The organism is Wolbachia endosymbiont (group A) of Epagoge grotiana (assembly GCF_947251775.1).
Classification (GTDB): domain Bacteria; phylum Pseudomonadota; class Alphaproteobacteria; order Rickettsiales; family Anaplasmataceae; genus Wolbachia; species Wolbachia pipientis.
This window is the reverse complement of sequence record NZ_OX366387.1, coordinates 1,543,401-1,561,268: the sequence shown is the minus strand read 5'-3', so window position 1 is coordinate 1,561,268 and position 17,868 is coordinate 1,543,401. Positions and strand designations below refer to the sequence as shown.

Sequence of the window (17,868 nt, the reverse complement as noted above, 5' to 3'; positions counted from 1 at the left end):
TCTCCCTGTAATTTTCTTTTCTGAGTGTGTAATAACCATTTTCCTCGTCTGTTCGGTGAGAGTTGTATTATTCATGCTGCGTTTATTATGTGGCATTAAATATGAAGTGAGGGGAATGGAAAACATCCCTAAGCAACCTTTTATCATTGCATCTAAACACCAATCTCCATTTGAAACATTTATTTTTATACTACTATTTAGAAAAGCGGTTTTTATTTTAAAACGTGAATTGAAATGGATTCCATTCATTGGTTTGCATCTTATAGCGCTGAAAATGATTTTTATTAACCGTTCAGATGGTATCAGTTCTATACGCCATATAATCAAACTAGCAAAAATGCGTATAAAAGAAAATAGAAGCATAATAATATTTCCTGAAGGTACAAGAACAACTATAAACCAAAATATAAAATATCAACCAGGTATTGCTGCTTTATATAGCGTATTATCTGTTCCTGTGTTACCGGTTGCTTTAAACACTGGTTTGTTTTGGCCAAAAAGCATACTTTCTCTGAGAAAGAATCCCGGAAAGGCAGTAATAGAAATATTGCCCCCAATATATCCTGGGTTAAACAAAAATGAATTCTTGCAAAGTTTAGAAAAAATTATTGAAGAGAGAAGCAGTAGATTAACCATAGGAAAAACTGATATTGCAAATTAACAAAAAAACTTTATAATTAAAAGAAAAGTACAGTATTTTAGGTATTAATATATGGCAAATCATAAGAGTGCTAAAAAAATGATAAAGGTAATAGCAAAGCGCACTTTAATAAATAAGATGCGGAAAAGTAAAACTCGCACCTCTATTAGAAAATTGGTTGATATAATCAAGTCTGGCGACAAAGAAAATGTTGTTCTGGCATTTCGGAATGCTGAATCTAATTTACACAAGTGTGTGAATAAAGGTGTTATTCATAGGAATACTGCTGCGCGTAAAATAAGTCGCTTAAATGCAAAAGTAAAAGCATTGATGACCGCTTAATACGGTTAATGTAAAGTTAACTGTATTAATATATACTCCTCAGTTTGTATATTCTGTATAAAATTTAAGTAGCTTAAGTGATGGATAAAAAAGTGCTATTAGAACTAAGTAATGGATTAAAAATCGAGCTACCTGTATTAAGCGGAACAACAGGTCCTGATGTGTTAAATATCAAGGATTTATATAAGATGACAGGATTATTCACTTACGATCCAGGGTTTGTTTCTACAGCTTCATGCTCTTCTACAATTACATTCATTGATGGAGATGAAGGAGTTCTTAAATATAGGGGACATAATATAGCTGATTTGGCAGAGAATAATAATTTTACTGCTGTGATTTATTTATTGCTCTATGGTGAATTACCCAGTTCAGAGCAACACAAAAAATTTCTTCTCAAAATACAAGAATCATCCAAAGTATCAGAGCAAGTTACAAATGTAATTAAAGCATTTCCAAAAACTGCTCACCCTATGTCAATCTTAGTTGCATGTTTTGCAAGTTTGTCAGCATCTTATCATGAAAAGCATGGCAACAATGTCAATGGTGAAGACCTAGATTTTGGAATTTCTGCAATAGCGCAAGTTTCCACAATTATTGCAATGATTTATAGGCATATCAACAATCAGGAATTCATAAATGCTAACAATGAATTAAGTTACAGTGAAAATTTCTTAAAGATGATATTTGGCGATGCTGTTGATAATGATAAAAGCGCCCTTTTTGCAAAAGCTCTGGATAAAATATTTACTCTCCATGCTGATCATGAACAGAATGCTTCTACGGCGGCTGTCAGATTGGTGGGATCGGCTGGTTCTAATCTGTTTGCAAGCCTCTCTGCAGGAGTTGCTACACTTTGGGGACCAGCACATGGTGGAGCTAATGAGGCAGTTATAAATATGCTAAAAGAGATAGAGCAAAGTGGAGATATAGATAAATTCATCGAAAAAGCTAAAGATGATAAAGATCCATTTAAATTGATGGGATTTGGACATCGTGTTTATAAAAATTATGATCCGCGCGCGCGTATATTGAAAGGCGCTTGCCATGAGGTTCTAAGTAAACTAGAACAAAATAATGAATTGCTTAAAATTGCAAAAAAACTTGAAGAAATAGCTTTAAAGGATGAATATTTTATCGTGCGTAAGTTATATCCAAATGTTGATTTTTACTCAGGTATAATAATGAATGCTATTGATATCCCCTCAAATATGTTCACGCCTATTTTTGCACTTGCAAGAACCACTGGTTGGGTTACTCAGTGGTATGAAATGATAAATGATAAAGAAACTAAGATCTGTAGACCAAGGCAACTCTATTTTGGTAAATAAATTTATTTTCACTTCATTAGACTTCTTGCATAACCCAAACTAAGTAGAAAAAAGGTGTCATCCGAGTAGCTGACACTGGTTCCTTTACAACGGAAGTGCCCAGAGGTGTCATTCCAGTCTGGAATCCAGAAAAAAGGATGGTGTCATTCCGTATCCGTTTAGCCAATGGCGTCAACTTAAGAACTTTCATTAGCAAACTCTCCTAAAGACATGATGGCGTTTAGGCTTATCTACTTTATTGCGGCTGTCCCGGTCGGATTTTAACTTTAGCGCGTATACTTAAAAAGGGCTTGAAAGTTTTTTGGCGCAATAAGTACCTGATAGAGTTTCTGTCTCATTACACTAAATAAAACTGAAAAATTTAAACGATACTCAGTAATTTGATCTGGGTTCCAAGGCCCTTGTGCATCACATATATGAAGCGATAATATATTGCACATGACCAAGTTTGCCCAAAATTCTTGTAATACAGCCTCTCCAGAAAAATTCTCTAACTCTGCTCCTACTTTGAGTCGTTTATAGCACTCCTCTATGTGCCACCTTAACACATAAGCTTTGCTCCAAAGTCTCGGTCAAAAACTCTGTTTCTCAGTTGGCTAATGTCAGCACTATAACTCTTACTTTCTGTCCTTTCATTTTATTTTTTAGCTTTTCATTTTCTAATATAAAATCAAAATCTAATTCGCCAGCGTTCCCATAGCTTACTATAATTTCTTTTTTGCAAGCAAAAAATAAAATCTACTTCCAAATCATAATGCTGCTGAATGAATTTTACTGAAGACGATCATAGATAAATAATAATTTCTCTTGATTTAATAAACGCATTTGAGTGATAACTTCGGGTAATTGCTCTGCCGCCAACGTTTGTTCACCTATATTCCAAGCTGCAAGACGAGCACTGCAAATCAATGAAGTACACAAATCAACAAACAAATTGCCAATGGTGCCTGTTGTTCCATTTGGTTCAAACTCGGATACAATTTCCCCAGAGCTGGGTAATCTCATACCAGAACCATCTGCTGCAATAAGTCTATAGCCTCTCCAACTCAGGTTCATCCTGATAGGCTGTTTGGATGCTTAAATTCTTGAGCCTGTATGGCAAATCATACGCGTCAAGTTAAGGAAATAAAGGTATGAAAGAGATAGAATAATAAGGTATAAGTTCTCCCAGATATACTTTTAGTGAGAGAACCAATGAATAAAATAACTTGCTTATCAAAAAAGCTCAAAGAAATTTTTAATGAAAAAGCAGAGAAAATCTCAATTACAACAAGGTTTATAAAAAGAAAGAGAAAGCTAAAAGGTTCATCATTCGTAAAAGCCATGGTCTTGGGTAATATAGGAGTTGATAATTGTAGCGTAGAAACAATGTGTCAATTACTAAACGAGGACTCGATAGATATAACAAAACAAGGTTTGGATTTTAGATTTACTGAAGAAGCAGTGGAATTTATGAAAAGGATGTATAATGAATCTGTGATTCTCTTTAAAAATATCTTGCAAGTTGATTGCAAAATCTTACAGCAATTTAATAGTGTTAAATTATTGGACAGTAGCTATATTACTCTACCTAACAGTATGGAAGAGATGTATAAAGGTTATGGTACTAGCTACAGTGGCTATGAAAGCAATACTAAGTCTGGAATAAAGTTACAATTAGTTTTCGACTACATGAATCAGATAATAGACCAACTTAATTTAACGGAGGGGGTAAGATCAGACCAGGGATATAGGAAACATTTAAGTAATATATTAAGCAATGATTTGCTAATATCTGATCTCGGTTATTTTGTGCCAAGTTCTTTTAAACAAATCAATGAAATAGGAGCTTATTTCATAAGTCGTTATAAATCCGATACCAACATATATGATGTAGAAACAAATCAAAAAATGGAGTTATTAGAATGTTTAGAGGATAAGTTATTTTTAGAAAACGAGGTATTGTTAGGAAAAGAAGCAAAAATTAGAGTAAGAATTATATGTCAGAAACTAACTGAAGAACAGTCTATGGCCAGAAGAAGGAAAGCTAATAGATTAGCAAGATCGCAGGGATATACATCCTCTAAAAGAAATCAAAAATTGTTGAACTGGTCAATATTTATAACTAATGTTCCAGAAAATAAAATTAGTGCTGAGCAAGTATTAACGATTTACAGAGTAAGGTGGCAAATTGAGTTATTATTTAAATTGTATAAAAGCCATATCAGGCTTGATAAGCTAAAAGGAAAGCCATGCAGAGTATTATGTGAACTATATGCTAAATTGTGCGCAATTCTTATATTTCACGGCATAGTTGGTTGCACAGAAGTGAAAAAGAATACAGAACTTAGCTTAACAAAGGCATTTATTGAGCTAAAAAGGCGGGTTAGAGAGTTATTTTTAGTATTAACCAAAATTAATAGTTTAAAAGCATTTCTTAAAAAACTCACTATAACTTGGTCGCGATTTTCATTAAAAGACAAACGTAGAAGGGCTAGAGTATCCACTTTAACCTCTCTAAATTTGCTCACAATCTCTTAACTTGACGCGTATGGTTCAGTAAGCTGGCAGAGAGTAAAAGGTACCGAAGATGCAGCACTTGCAATCATATTAATTGCTCGAAAGGCAATAACATTTTTTATGTAACCTTCCTCAGCAAAACTTACATAATCACGCTTACTCCAACTTGGCTCCATCATTAGCTGCAAAGCAGAATATTTAGTAAATACTGCGCTTTTTTTTCTTTGAAAAATATTGAGATTCATATATGCCTCCTAAAAAATTGAATTTGTGGTAGAATTATATCAATTGGTGTCACAGGAAGGATATACTAACGTACGAACATTATGTTTGAGAGCAATCTCTACACAGTAGTTAAATGGCAGGCACAATAAGGGGTAGCAAAAAGAATGAGCTTTTTTTTTGAGCTGAGCGAAGCCACCTAAGGTAGAAAATGAATCAGGAAGGAGTAAAAATATATTTAATATTTATATGATGTACTTACTTATAAATATCTTTTCTGTGTCCTATCTCTGTGATAACCACTTCATATTTTATAATATTTACGGAATAGATAACGCGATAATCACCTACCCTTAATCTTCTTTGTCCTTTAAATCTGTAATATAATGGCTCACCAAGGTTAATGGGATCAACTGTAAGGCGCTTATTTATCGCATTTATGATCCTTAATCTTATTGTTTTTGGAAGAGCTGGAAGGTCTTTCTCAAGAACGCTTTCTATGAAGATAATATTGTATTCCAGTCTACATCCTCACTTCTAATTTTCTTTACACCTGAAACATTACGTTTAGCAGCACGCTCAATTAGTATTTTATCTTCCTCATTTTCAATTGCTTCTTGTATTAGCTTCTCTGTTAGTTCTTTAATGGACTTATTTCTTATTTTAGCCAGTCCAGCAAGACACTCTGAAATTTCGTTGTTGAAAGTTATGCTAAACTTTGAGTTTGCCATATATTTTACCTAAAATCTACTAATAATTATACAACATTTTTCTGAATTTTTCAATAAAAAAAGTTGCCTATACGTAAAGAGGACCTGTGTTGACAAATAATTAAACATTTGTCATGTACTATGTTTGTTAAGGAGAAATAGCACAGAAGTTAGTATTAAGTATATTAGGAATAAGAAAGGCTGCGCTCAGTGTCACACACTGGAATAACAGGAAAAAACGAACTGCTATACTAAAAAAAAAGAAATTGAACATGACAGAATGGCTAATATCTAATCAGCTTATTGATTATAACTGTGCCGTAAAATCTATGGAAGAGAAAATTCAACAAATTCACAATAATTCAGCAGACGAATTAGTATGGCTACTCCAGCACCCTCCACTTTACACTGCAGGAATCAGTTCAACAGCTGATGATATTGTTGAAAAACTATTTCCCATATATAAAACAGGAAGGGGTGGTAAACACACATATCATGGTCCAGGACAGCGCATTATATATTTAATGTTAAACCTTAAAAAAAGAAACAAATGCGATATAAAGCTATATATTAGAGATCTAAGTAAGTGGATCATAAATGTTTTAAAGCAATTTAATATACTTGGAGAGTTTAGAGAAGATAGAATAGGCATTTGGGTAAACCATAACGGAGTAGAAAAAAAAATTGCAGCTTTTGGTATCCGTTTAAGAAAATGGGTAACTTATCATGGCATAGCGCTTAACGTCTTTCCAGACCTCTCTCACTATAAGGGTATTATTCCTTGTGGGTTGCAAGGTTATGGCGTCACGTCAATGGAAGAACTAGGAGTGAAAGTTCCACTCTCTGAATTGGATGATATACTAAAAAAAGAGTTTTATAAGATATTTTAATGATTGTTTACCTTTTATATTTCATTCTCACTTTATGTGCTAACACAGGTATTCATGCAATCGACCAAGTTGATATTATTGCTCCTTCTTCGAAGGGAAAAGAATTAGATCTGACTACTATAAAAGAATATGTAGAAGCTTTGGATTTTAATCCCCATATTTCGGAGAAAATATATAGTAATGATAATCCATTTTATTCCAACTCTGATGAATTCAGAGCAAATGATTTGATTAGTGCACTAACCGGTGATAGTAAAATAATCTGGTGTATCAGAGGAGGAGAAGGGGCTTCTCGGTTAATTCCCTATCTAGAAAAGTTACCCAATGATAAAAAAGAAAGGATTGCTCAAAACAAAAAGATCCTCATAGGCTATAGCGATATAACTGCCTTGCACATCTATCTACAAGCTAAATATGATTGGCAAACTCTTCACGGCACCATGTTGGAAATGATAGTAAATAACTCCGTTTCTGAAAGCTCTGTTGAAAAATTGAAAGAGTTAATTCTTAACAAGCGGGATTCTATCAGATTTGATAACCTAAAGACGATAAATAATGGCATTAGACTAAAAGATGGCAGATTAGAGTCTAAAATCATCGGTGGTAATATGACTTTAGTTGAAAACAGTATAGGAACTGTTTGGCAAATAAATGCGAAAGGTAAAATTCTATTTTTAGAGGACATAAGAGTCTACCCATACGCAATAGAGCGCAGTTTAGATCACCTAAAACAAGCTCACATCTTTGATGGAGTACATGCAGTAATCTTTGGGGATTTCGTTAACTGCTATAACGATAACCTTGTTGAAGTTGTAAAAGAAAGGTTTGCAAAAAGTGTTAACTTTCCTGTATTTACTATGAAAGGGGTAGGCCATGGACATACAAATGATCCTTTACCTTTTAACACTCACGCTATTATTAGCGTTCAAGACGAAAAAGAAGGTTTGTTTTTTATGGACGTGCAGAATTTAGCTAATCTTATAGCTAACGCGAGCTCTACGTCATACCGCCGCAGTATCTCTTAGCCGCTAACACGTACTTAACCGTCATACCGCGATTCATTCGCGGTATCTCATCCGCTAACAAGAGATCCCGCTAACATGTAGCGGGATGACGAATTGCTTAACCGTCATGCCGCCGCAGACCGTCATACCGCCGCGGTATCTCTTAGCCGCTAACACATAGCGGAATGACGAAGTTATCGTCATGCCACCGCGAACCGTCATACCGCCACGAACTGTCATACCACCACGAACCGTCATACCGCGATTCATTCGCGGTATCTCTAGATCCAGCTAACAACTTACTATTACCCATAAATCTATAAATGATGAAAAGCTGCTATTTTACTAATTTAACTTTCTACTATAAATAGATCTATGGTCTAAAAATGGAATATATTATGAAAGGAAATATAAGTACCTCAACTGGTGAATGGGCAGAAAGTGAATTGGGAATTGTTGATTTTGGTGATATAAGATTAAGTAGGAGGCTTTTAAAAATAGTTAATAGTCTTGCTGAATCGCCTGAACGTTCAATAAATCAAGCTTGTGAAGATTGGCATCAAAGTAAAGCAGCTTATAGATTTTTCCAAAATGATGCCGTTTCTGAAAGAAAGATATTATACAGTCATATAATTAAAACTGTTGAAAGAGATAAAGAATATTCAACTATTTTAGCTATCCAAGATACGAGTTATATTTCATATAAAAATCATAAAAAGACTAAAGGATTAGGGATTATAGCAGCAAGGTTAAAATCTGAAACAACTAATTTTAAAACCCATGGATTAGTGACGCATACAACATTTGCAGTTACAACAGAAGGACTACCTATAGGGTTATTGGGTCAAAAAATTAGTACTAGACCTCCCTTAGCTGAAGATCTAAAAGAGTTGAAAAAAAGATGCCATAATACCGCTCTTCCCATAGAAGAGAAAGAAAGCATACGGTGGATAGAATCACTTAAAGACTCTACTCACTATCCTGGATTAAAGAATGTTAAGGTAGTTACCGTTTGTGATAGAGAAGCAGATATTTATGATTTATTTGAAGTTGCTTCCACTAATCAATCTCTTTTTGTAGTAAGAGGAAATCAAAACAGAACAGTAAACAAGAAATCGACTTATTCTGAAAAAGGTGGTGAAAGATTGTGGGATTTGATGAATCGCCTGTCTTGTCAAGGAGAAATTCAAGTGAATATTCCTGCTCGCAATGATAAACCTCAAAGAACAGCAGTTTTAGAAGTAAAGTTTAGTAACTTTGTGATGAATGCATCAAAAAATAACGCTAGACGTAAAATCCAAAAACTTCCTAATTTAAATTTACATGCTGTCTATGTTATAGAAAAATACCCACCATTTGGTGAAGAGCCTATGAACTGGGTTTTGTTGACAAATATAAATATTAATAATTTTGAAGAAGCAGTAGAAAAAATACAATGGTATTGCTTAAGATGGAGAATAGAGGTTTTTCATAAAATTTTGAAATCTGGTCTTAAAGTTGAAGAATGCAGGCTCCAAACAGCAGATAGATTGATCCGCTTTCTTACAATTATGAGTATAATTGCATGGAGGATATTTTTTATCACATTGGTAGCTAGAACAAATCCAAATCTTCCTTGCACTACCATACTAACTGATGATGAATGGAAGGTTTTGTATACCAAAATGCTTAAGACAAAAAACTATCCTGAGACCCACCACCTATAGGAGAAATCGTGAGGTGGGTAGCAAAATTAGGAGGGTTTTTAGTTCGCAAAAATGACTTAGAACCAGGCCCTATAGCTTTATGGAAGGGATGGAAACGTCTCTTTGATTTAGCAGAAGGATGGAGACTTGCTCACGAACTTTATATTTGTGGGTAATAGTAAGTTGTTAGCGGGATCTAGAGATACCGCAACGTCTCACCTATAGCCTTCAGTGCTCCTTTTTTTGTCATCCCAGCGTCACGCGTTGGTTTCAACATTATATCATGAACTTTCTAAAATTCATTGAACTGTGTTTTCAAACGGTAGTGCCGGGGTGTGAGTATAATGATTATCAGTATATAAAAGTCATAGCAGACAGACTTGAAGCGGCAAATGTTGGCAAAATGAGGCGAATAATATTCAATATGCCTCCGCGTTCAATGAAGTCCCTGTGCGCTAGTGTTGCGTGGCCCGCATGGATACTGGGAAATCAGCCAACTGCAAGAATAATAGTTGCAAGCTACTCTCGGCTGCTTAGCGAAAAGCACTCGCTCGATACAAGATGCATAATGCAGTCTAGTTGGTATAGAGAGCTGTTTCCAGAGGTAGAACTATCCAAAGATCAGAATACCAAATACAAATTTCAAACAGTGCAGAGAGGATACAGAATCGCAACGTCAGTTGGAGGGACGTTAACAGGTGAAGGTGGTGATTTCATCATCGTGGATGATCCACTGAGTCCCGCCCAAGCTTTGAGTGAAACGTTTAGAAAGCGTGCTACAAATTGGTTTGACCAGACTTTAGTAGCCAGGCTCAACAATAGAAAAAAAGGAGTAATTGTTCTTGTGATGCATAGGCTACATCAAGAAGATTTAACCGGGCACCTTCTCTCCAAACCGAAAAACATATGGAACCATACTTGTTTACCGATGATATCTGAAAATAAGGAGATTATCTATTCAATCAAAAAGCCAGCGCCTCCTTTTCTTGTTCCTGTCACCCGAGTAACTACAAATGAGTACAAAAGCTGGATTACAGCATCAAGTGCTAGAATGACACCACCCGTAATATTATACTCAAGAGAAGAAGGTCAGTTGCTATATCCCCTCGATGGAGGAAAAGAAGAAGTTGAGATGATAAAGGTTGAACTTGGAAGTTACGCTTTTGCTGGACAATATCAACAAAACCCTCTGCCACTTTCAAGTGGTATAATTAAACGAGAGTGGCTGAAGCGCTATAGAAATTTTTCTGATAGTCTCTCATATGTCACTCAGAGCTGGGACACTGCAGTTTCAACCATACGCGTCAAGTTAAGAGATTGTGAGCAAATTTAGAGAGGTTAAAGTGGATACTCTAGCCCTTCTACGTTTGTCTTTTAATGAAAATCGCGACCAAGTTATAGTGAGTTTTTTAAGAAATGCTTTTAAACTATTAATTTTGGTTAATACTAAAAATAACTCTCTAACCCGCCTTTTTAGCTCAATAAATGCCTTTGTTAAGCTAAGTTCTGTATTCTTTTTCACTTCTGTGCAACCAACTATGCCGTGAAATATAAGAATTGCGCACAATTTAGCATATAGTTCACATAATACTCTGCATGGCTTTCCTTTTAGCTTATCAAGCCTGATATGGCTTTTATACAATTTAAATAATAACTCAATTTGCCACCTTACTCTGTAAATCGTTAATACTTGCTCAGCACTAATTTTATTTTCTGGAACATTAGTTATAAATATTGACCAGTTCAACAATTTTTGATTTCTTTTAGAGGATGTATATCCCTGCGATCTTGCTAATCTATTAGCTTTCCTTCTTCTGGCCATAGACTGTTCTTCAGTTAGTTTCTGACATATAATTCTTACTCTAATTTTTGCTTCTTTTCCTAACAATACCTCGTTTTCTAAAAATAACTTATCCTCTAAACATTCTAATAACTCCATTTTTTGATTTGTTTCTACATCATATATGTTGGTATCGGATTTATAACGACTTATGAAATAAGCTCCTATTTCATTGATTTGTTTAAAAGAACTTGGCACAAAATAACCGAGATCAGATATTAGCAAATCATTGCTTAATATATTACTTAAATGTTTCCTATATCCCTGGTCTGATCTTACCCCCTCCGTTAAATTAAGTTGGTCTATTATCTGATTCATGTAGTCGAAAACTAATTGTAACTTTATTCCAGACTTAGTATTGCTTTCATAGCCACTGTAGCTAGTACCATAACCTTTATACATCTCTTCCATACTGTTAGGTAGAGTAATATAGCTACTGTCCAATAATTTAACACTATTAAATTGCTGTAAGATTTTGCAATCAACTTGCAAGATATTTTTAAAGAGAATCACAGATTCATTATACATCCTTTTCATAAATTCCACTGCTTCTTCAGTAAATCTAAAATCCAAACCTTGTTTTGTTATATCTATCGAGTCCTCGTTTAGTAATTGACACATTGTTTCTACGCTACAATTATCAACTCCTATATTACCCAAGACCATGGCTTTTACGAATGATGAACCTTTTAGCTTTCTCTTTCTTTTTATAAACCTTGTTGTAATTGAGATTTTCTCTGCTTTTTCATTAAAAATTTCTTTGAGCTTTTTTGATAAGCAAGTTATTTTATTCATTGGTTCTCTCACTAAAAGTATATCTGGGAGAACTTATACCTTATTATTCTATCTCTTTCATACCTTTATTTCCTTAACTTGACGCGTATGGCTTACTGAACAGGGAAAATCGCAATTAAAAGCCCATCCATTACTGAAATTACTTTATTCTCCTAATCCAATGACATCAAAATCGGAATTTATTGAGGGGATTGTAACTTATCGGTTAGTTAACGGCAATTCTTATATATTGATGATTGAGTCACAGAATAGTAGAAAACCACCAACAGAGCTTTATCTTCTGCGCCCAGATAGGGTTGAAATTGTTCCAGGGAGAAATAACGTTCCTTATATCTATCGTTATACCATAAATAACAACAGTTATGACTTTAAAGTTGATAAACTAACTGGATGTTCAGCAGTGTTGCACTTAAAGACCTTTAATCCTTTGAATGATTGGTATGGGTTATCACCAATTGAGGCAGCTGCATATAGCATAGATCAACATAATCAGGCGGGTGCTTGGAATCAAGCGATGTTGCAAAATGGGGCAAGACCAAGTGGTGCAATAGTTGTAAAATCAGCAAAAGATGGAAGTGGTGGAAGTTTAAGTCAAGAGCAGTACCAACGCTTAAAGGTGCAGATAAATGATCATTATTCAGGTTCTATAAACGCTGGGAGACCGATATTGCTTGAAGGAGGCTTGGAGTGGAAGGAGATGAGTCTTTTGCCGAGGGATATGGATTTCATTGAGTCCAAACACAGTTCAGCTCGTGATATTGCCCTGGCTTCTGGCGTTCCGCCGCAGTTGCTTGGCATACCAGGTGATAACACTTATAGTAATTTAGTCGAAGCACGCTTATCCCTCTGGGAGCAGACGGTTTTACCAACGCTAGAAAATATTATCTGTCACCTGAATTCTTGGCTAACACCAAAATTTGGTGAAGATCTGTGCTTGTCGTATGACAAAGATGCAATAGAAATTCTCATGGAAAAAAGACAAAAGTTGTGGAAATACGTAGAAAACGCAAGCTTCATGACGCTCAACGAAAAGAGAGAAGCATTTGGCTTGCCACCACTGCCAGGTGGTGATGAGTTAGGTTAAGTTTGTATCCGTTCAGATGAGTTCATTGTCCCCTAAACCGTACGCCTAAGTAAATCAACTATTTTTCTTGCCAACCAGAGCGGTGAAGATTTGGTCTACATCAAAACTCATCTTAGGACGCCAAATAGGGCCATCCAAATGCATATCGATATAGATTGGATTACTATAACCTGGTGATATGAAAAAGAACCTGAATATAGAATTTAAAGTGAAGTTAGATAAGGTTAAATTAGAAGAGATTGATCCTGATGCTTGATCAATCCCGAACTGTAAACTAGTTGAACATATACCACTCTTAATACTTGCTTTTCCGCTAATATTTTCAAAAAATGTTTTACCATTATATATATCAATATAAGCAAGTGTGGAAATTTCAGACTTATTCTTACTGCTTAACAAATTAGTGATAAATGAATTAAAATCCACATTAGTAAATTCTATTCCCTGTGCTTGTAAATTTATATCTCCTGATAAGTTACTAGCCCAATCATGAAAACTTTTTCCTTGAGTTTTGATTTCACCATTTAAGCTTACCTGACCATTTACATTGTCAATTCCTATAACCTTACCAATCTTTTTAGTGTCCAAATTTACAATAGAAAACCTTGTATTTATTGAGTCTGATCTTAAATAACCCTGAAAAAACACTTGCCCGCGTTCTAATACGTAACTTGCCTGCCTGATAGTGATAGTGTTGTTTCTCATTACCGCATCCAAATTAAAATCTTTCAAAACATTATGCTCGGTTTTAAATTCTGCAGTATTGATTTGCACATTTGCATCAAAGCCTTCTTTGTCATCCAAAAAATCAAGCTGCTTTGTTGACCATTGAATTTGATCTATCTCATTTCTTGAATTTCTTTTCGTCTCTACTAAATTTGGTAATGTAATAATTTTTCCATTAAATTTACTGCCCGTAAGGTTAACATCTAATAAAGGTTTGGCGTATTTTTGATCTGCTAATATTTTTGCATTACCGGTAATATCGAAATCTTCTCCAGATAGTTTTATTTTATCTGAAACTAGCTTACCTTTTTCCATTTTCAGCAAAAAATCCAAATTTTTAATTTTCGTATCATTCAATGTAAGGTTATTAACACGGGCCTTTATATTTGCATCATACTGAAAATTTTTCAGCCATTGCATTTTAGGTAAACTGCTAAATAATGAATGATCATATTTATCTGCATCAAGATTATGCATGCTAAATTCACCATTGACCACATTGTGTTTTTTTGTATGGCTTACTCTAATTGACCCTTGCAAGGATTCCTTATTATTTAGCAGTCTAATGTCTGAGATAGATAATATTCTTGGTGCAAGGTGCAGTTTAGAACTTAGTGTAAATTGATTTTTCTGGTTTTCTTTCATCTTTATAGAAGGGAAAAAACATGAAATGAATGACCCAAAATCATTTCCTTCGACTAATAAATCGCCGTTGAATTCAGATAGGACATTATTGTTTGAGATCTCTCCTGATAAGTAAGATATATTATTGATTCCAGGAAATTTAAGAAGCGTATTAACTTTTACTTTGCCATCAGTGGATTTTAGTACAGCACGGAAATTGTCCAATATTTTGTTTTGATATTGAATGTTAGAAGCTTCCATATTAAAATTTAAGCTCAAGTTCTTTGGCACAACTGCTCTAAAACATTCCAGAAGATCCTTCATATTCATTGTTCTTTGTGAATCATTTTGTATGGAATCTAAATCAACTTTACTGAAGCTAATATTGAAATTAGTGTGATTGCCTTTTCTATCATTTTGTATTGTACCGCTGGCTTGCATGCTTTTGGAATCAATTTTTAAGTCAGTTGCCGTAAACTCACTTTCATTAAGACTTATATTGGATGATATCTTGATATTTTCGCTAGGAATAACACAAGAGAGAAAGCTAAGATTAATGATTTTTGCTAAATCACTCACAGAACCGGAACTGTTATTAATTGTTAATGTTAAATTACCCTGGAGTTCTTCTTGATTTCTATTACCTGTAAATAGCAAATTTACAAAATTTGATTCAACACTAATGTGTACATTCCTTTTTGTGATATTAACCTTTCCTGAAAAATCGTAATTATTATCACCTACCTTTACTTTACCAAAAAACTGCTTATTTTTTTTTACAGCAACTTCCTTTATGTTAACAATATCAGCGAAATCATTCTTGAAACTTACTTGACTGTCTTTTATTACTATATTGACTGTGTTACCACTGGCGTTTGTATTTATAATATTAAGTAAATTTTCTTTGTTGCTTTTCATGCCAAACAATGTGATTGACTTTGGTTGCAACGAAAATAAAAACAACGATAGGAACGATGGCCTTATTTCAATTTTTCTTACACTAATTAAATCTGACAACTTTTGCTCTTTATTTTCGTTGTATTGTACGTATACATTATAAATAGTGAGCTTTGGGGTAATCAACGAAACTTTAATTTTTCCCCCAATATGCACTTTAGCATCATACGTCTTCTCTAACTCTTTTATGATATATTTCCTGTAGCCACTCCAATCCTTAAAAGTTGCAGCAACATGCATGAGAATTAATAGCAGTGAGATTGATAATATAGCATATAAAGAAAGTCTCATAATTTACACATGCTTAAAGTTTCCCTTAAATATTAAATAGAGAATACCAAAATAAACAATAACACTCAAAGCTATTAAAGTCGTTAAATAAACAATACGAGCCAACATTTTATCAAAAAATAATCCTGCCAACAAAGAATTAAAAATATAAAGGGCTATTGACATGACTGCCGTTGCTACAAAAATTTTCATGACATTTAACAATAACGCTTGGCTAACCTTATACATTTTATTTATTGTTAAATAACTAATTAATAGAATAGAGTTTATCCAAGTGGAAACGGAAGTAGCAATAGCAATCCCCGTATGCTGATACTCGTTCATTAACAAAAGGTTTAGCACTACATTAATTCCAAGACACATTAGCGAAAATATGGTTGGTATTTTCAGATTGCCTTTAGCAAAAAATGTAGGTAGCAATACTTTATTTATAATAAATGCAGGTAAAGAAAGAGAAAATGCTATTAAAGTAGGAACAGTTTGCTGCACTGCATAATGATCAAACCGGCCGTAAGAAAAAAGCGTAAGTAAAATTATGTCGGGAATAATGATAAAGGCAGCAGTTGTTGGCATAATTAACATTAATCCTATGTTGAGAGCCTTGTTCTGTATTTTGACTATATTTTCAGTATTATCCACCTGTTTTGAAATTAAAGGAAGAAGCACTGTACCAATTGCAGTACCGATTATTCCCTGCGGTAGTTGATTTAGTCTATCGGCATAATATATATAGGACACCGCATTTGGTATAAAACTCGCCATGATTGTATCAATCCATAAGCTTATTTGAGTTACACAATTGTTGATAATTGCAGGTACCACACGCTTAAAAAACAACCTTACTTCATTGCTTAATTCAAGGCTAAAAGAAAAAGCTGCCTTTAACTTGTATGCACTAAATAGTATCAAAAGTAGCTGGAAAATTCCTCCTATAAGGACAGCTATAGAAAGGTTGTGCGCTGGAGTTTTTACGTAAGGCACAAACAAACTGATGATTAAACAGAGATTCAAAACGATTGGTGCAATAGCTGTTGAAGCAAAATGCTGCTTTACTTGCAGCATTCCACCAATAAGTGATGCAATTGAAACAAAGATTATGTAGGGCATCATAATTCTTGATAAAGTAACAGTAAGGGTAAACTTACTTTGGTCAAATCCAGGAGCAAAAATTTGAATCATATAAGGGGAGAAAGTTTGCATGATAAGGCAAAAAATTACTAAGATGATAAACGTAATGGATATTACACTACTTGCAAAATTAAATGCCTTTTTATTATCATATGATTCTGTCGAATATAACGGTATGAATGAGGTAGTGAACGCTCCTTCTGCAAAAAATGCTCGAAATAGATTGGCAAAGCGAAACGAAGAAAAAAATATGTCTGCAAGAGAGTTTGCACCAATAACCGTAGCAATCAATACATCTCTTATTAACCCTGAGATCCTTGAAATAGCCGTAAAAAAACTAAATGTGAAAATACTTTTAAACATACCACTACTTCATTAGTGTCAATACAATTAACTATAATGGTAAAAGTATCAATGAAAATATTTATTGGCTAAACTTAAAACCCTCTGCAAAAGGAGAGTTAAATAATCAATTGACTATTTGCGCTCTTATGTTAGAAATTTTATACCTTGGCGGGCGTAGCTCAGTTGGTAGAGCGTCAGTTTGTGGTACTGAATGTCGCCAGTTCGATCCTGGTCGCTCGCCCCACTAAAGTTTTCTACTTTACAGAAATATGAACAAATGGTAATATATCAATTTATTATGGAGGTTGTATGGATAAAGGAGATTTAATACTTTTAGGTGCAGTATCAGTAATAGGAGCATTGACAGGTTTGGGATTGAGTTTTACAGCTTTGTCACCTTTGGTTATAGGTGGAATTGTTGCTGCCGTTCCTTCAATATTATTCGCTGCATATTTGATATACAATGATGTAAAAATAGGAGAATTCTCCAAAACAGATCTTTTCATGCTTGCTTGTTTCTGCGTTGCAAGTGCTGCAATTGGAGTTGGCCTTGCTGCAGCCGCAACTGCTATTTTTCCTGGCGCAATGCTTGGAATGGGCTCTGCAGCTTTAGCAGGTGCTGTAATAGGAGCCATAGCACCAATTGCAGGGGTCTTTGCAGCCATAGCTACACTATCTGCTGCTGAAAAAGTAAATGAATACATCATCTCTCCTATAGTTGAGTGTTTTTCTTCAAAAAAGCAGGACGTTTAAGC

12 protein-coding genes, 1 tRNA gene and 5 pseudogenes are annotated in these 17,868 nt (G+C 34.4%); 11 read left to right on the top strand and 7 right to left on the bottom strand.

Annotation, left to right across the window (positions count from 1 at the left end):
- Positions 1–73 precede the first annotated feature (73 nt).
- The 3 genes from OPR50_RS07385 to OPR50_RS07375 all read left to right on the top strand — a co-directional run bounded on the left by OPR50_RS07385 (position 74) and on the right by OPR50_RS07375 (position 2,313).
- Positions 74–661 (top strand): lysophospholipid acyltransferase family protein, encoded by a 588-nt coding sequence (locus OPR50_RS07385; RefSeq protein ID WP_010081980.1) that lies wholly within the window; start codon positions 74–76, stop codon positions 659–661.
- Between the two features lie 51 nt (positions 662–712).
- Entirely contained in the window at positions 713–982 is a 270-nt protein-coding gene (gene rpsT, locus OPR50_RS07380; protein WP_012673338.1) for a 30S ribosomal protein S20, read from the top strand.
- Between the two features lie 80 nt (positions 983–1,062).
- Positions 1,063–2,313 (top strand): citrate synthase, encoded by a 1,251-nt coding sequence (locus OPR50_RS07375; RefSeq protein ID WP_015589409.1) that lies wholly within the window; start codon positions 1,063–1,065, stop codon positions 2,311–2,313.
- A gap of 189 nt (positions 2,314–2,502) precedes the next feature.
- On the opposite strand, the pseudogene OPR50_RS07370 reads toward OPR50_RS07375, so the two are convergent.
- Positions 2,503–3,403 (bottom strand): annotated as a pseudogene (locus OPR50_RS07370) (transposase); the annotation flags it as partial.
- Positions 3,404–3,507: 104 nt separating this feature from the next.
- On the opposite strand from OPR50_RS07370, the gene OPR50_RS07365 reads away from it, so the two are divergent.
- Entirely contained in the window at positions 3,508–4,833 is a 1,326-nt protein-coding gene (locus tag OPR50_RS07365; RefSeq protein WP_265023871.1) for an IS4 family transposase, read from the top strand.
- Between the two features lie 14 nt (positions 4,834–4,847).
- Here the strand turns inward: OPR50_RS07365 and OPR50_RS07360 are convergent.
- The 3 genes and pseudogenes from OPR50_RS07360 to OPR50_RS07350 all read right to left on the bottom strand — a co-directional run.
- Positions 4,848–5,057: pseudogene (locus OPR50_RS07360) on the bottom strand (phage portal protein); the annotation flags it as partial.
- Positions 5,058–5,292: 235 nt separating this feature from the next.
- Entirely contained in the window at positions 5,293–5,466 is a 174-nt protein-coding gene (locus OPR50_RS07355; protein WP_231115917.1) for a type II toxin-antitoxin system RelE family toxin, read from the bottom strand.
- Positions 5,467–5,531: 65 nt separating this feature from the next.
- Positions 5,532–5,765, bottom strand: a complete 234-nt coding sequence (locus tag OPR50_RS07350; RefSeq protein ID WP_010081986.1) for a DUF6290 family protein — start codon at positions 5,763–5,765, stop codon at positions 5,532–5,534.
- Between the two features lie 251 nt (positions 5,766–6,016).
- Here OPR50_RS07350 and lipB point away from each other — a divergent pair, with 251 nt between their 5' ends.
- The 4 genes and pseudogenes from lipB to OPR50_RS07330 all read left to right on the top strand — a co-directional run.
- On the top strand, positions 6,017–6,634 hold the full coding sequence (lipB, locus tag OPR50_RS07345) for a lipoyl(octanoyl) transferase LipB (RefSeq protein WP_265024013.1): 618 nt from the start codon (positions 6,017–6,019) through the stop codon (positions 6,632–6,634).
- Positions 6,634–7,659 carry an LD-carboxypeptidase gene (locus OPR50_RS07340; protein WP_182309597.1) on the top strand — a complete coding sequence of 342 codons (1,026 nt, stop codon included), beginning with the start codon at positions 6,634–6,636 and terminating at the stop codon, positions 7,657–7,659. The genes lipB and OPR50_RS07340 overlap by 1 nt, the downstream gene beginning before the upstream one ends.
- A 374-nt stretch (positions 7,660–8,033) precedes the next feature.
- Positions 8,034–9,499, top strand: a pseudogene (locus tag OPR50_RS07335) (IS4 family transposase).
- 107 nt (positions 9,500–9,606) lie between these two features.
- Positions 9,607–10,620 (top strand): annotated as a pseudogene (locus OPR50_RS07330) (phage terminase large subunit); the annotation flags it as partial.
- A 12-nt stretch (positions 10,621–10,632) separates the two neighbouring features.
- On the opposite strand, the gene OPR50_RS07325 reads toward OPR50_RS07330, so the two are convergent.
- On the bottom strand, positions 10,633–11,958 hold the full coding sequence (locus tag OPR50_RS07325) for an IS4 family transposase (RefSeq protein WP_265023871.1): 1,326 nt from the start codon (positions 11,956–11,958) through the stop codon (positions 10,633–10,635).
- 91 nt (positions 11,959–12,049) lie between these two features.
- Between OPR50_RS07325 and OPR50_RS07320 the strand changes: the two are divergent.
- A pseudogene (locus OPR50_RS07320) lies at positions 12,050–13,042 on the top strand (phage portal protein); the annotation flags it as partial.
- A 54-nt stretch (positions 13,043–13,096) separates the two neighbouring features.
- Here OPR50_RS07320 and OPR50_RS07315 read toward each other — a convergent pair.
- Together OPR50_RS07315 and murJ are read right to left on the bottom strand one after the other, a co-directional pair.
- Positions 13,097–15,640, bottom strand: a complete 2,544-nt coding sequence (locus tag OPR50_RS07315; protein ID WP_265024011.1) for an AsmA-like C-terminal region-containing protein — start codon at positions 15,638–15,640, stop codon at positions 13,097–13,099.
- Positions 15,641–15,643: 3 nt separating this feature from the next.
- Positions 15,644–17,131: a murein biosynthesis integral membrane protein MurJ gene (murJ, locus tag OPR50_RS07310; protein ID WP_264339609.1), complete on the bottom strand. Its 1,488-nt coding sequence runs from the start codon at positions 17,129–17,131 to the stop codon at positions 15,644–15,646.
- Positions 17,132–17,281: 150 nt separating this feature from the next.
- Between murJ and OPR50_RS07305 the strand changes: the two genes are divergently transcribed.
- Positions 17,282–17,357 (top strand) — tRNA-His (locus tag OPR50_RS07305).
- A 65-nt stretch (positions 17,358–17,422) separates the two neighbouring features.
- Positions 17,423–17,866 carry a hypothetical protein gene (locus OPR50_RS07300; protein ID WP_264339610.1) on the top strand — a complete coding sequence of 148 codons (444 nt, stop codon included), beginning with the start codon at positions 17,423–17,425 and terminating at the stop codon, positions 17,864–17,866.
- The last annotated feature ends 2 nt before the right edge of the window (positions 17,867–17,868 follow it).

Coding starts and splice junctions, on each gene's coding strand:
- OPR50_RS07375 (WP_015589409.1), top strand. CDS start 1,063: ATGGATAAAAAAGTGCTATTAGAACTAAGTAATGGATTAAAAATCGAG.
- lipB (WP_265024013.1), top strand. CDS start 6,017: ATGACAGAATGGCTAATATCTAATCAGCTTATTGATTATAACTGTGCC.
- OPR50_RS07340 (WP_182309597.1), top strand. CDS start 6,634: ATGATTGTTTACCTTTTATATTTCATTCTCACTTTATGTGCTAACACA.
- OPR50_RS07385 (WP_010081980.1), top strand. CDS start 74: ATGCTGCGTTTATTATGTGGCATTAAATATGAAGTGAGGGGAATGGAA.
- OPR50_RS07315 (WP_265024011.1), bottom strand. CDS start 15,640: ATGAGACTTTCTTTATATGCTATATTATCAATCTCACTGCTATTAATT.
- OPR50_RS07365 (WP_265023871.1), top strand. CDS start 3,508: ATGAATAAAATAACTTGCTTATCAAAAAAGCTCAAAGAAATTTTTAAT.
- rpsT (WP_012673338.1), top strand. CDS start 713: ATGGCAAATCATAAGAGTGCTAAAAAAATGATAAAGGTAATAGCAAAG.
- OPR50_RS07325 (WP_265023871.1), bottom strand. CDS start 11,958: ATGAATAAAATAACTTGCTTATCAAAAAAGCTCAAAGAAATTTTTAAT.
- OPR50_RS07300 (WP_264339610.1), top strand. CDS start 17,423: ATGGATAAAGGAGATTTAATACTTTTAGGTGCAGTATCAGTAATAGGA.
- OPR50_RS07350 (WP_010081986.1), bottom strand. CDS start 5,765: ATGGCAAACTCAAAGTTTAGCATAACTTTCAACAACGAAATTTCAGAG.
- murJ (WP_264339609.1), bottom strand. CDS start 17,131: ATGTTTAAAAGTATTTTCACATTTAGTTTTTTTACGGCTATTTCAAGG.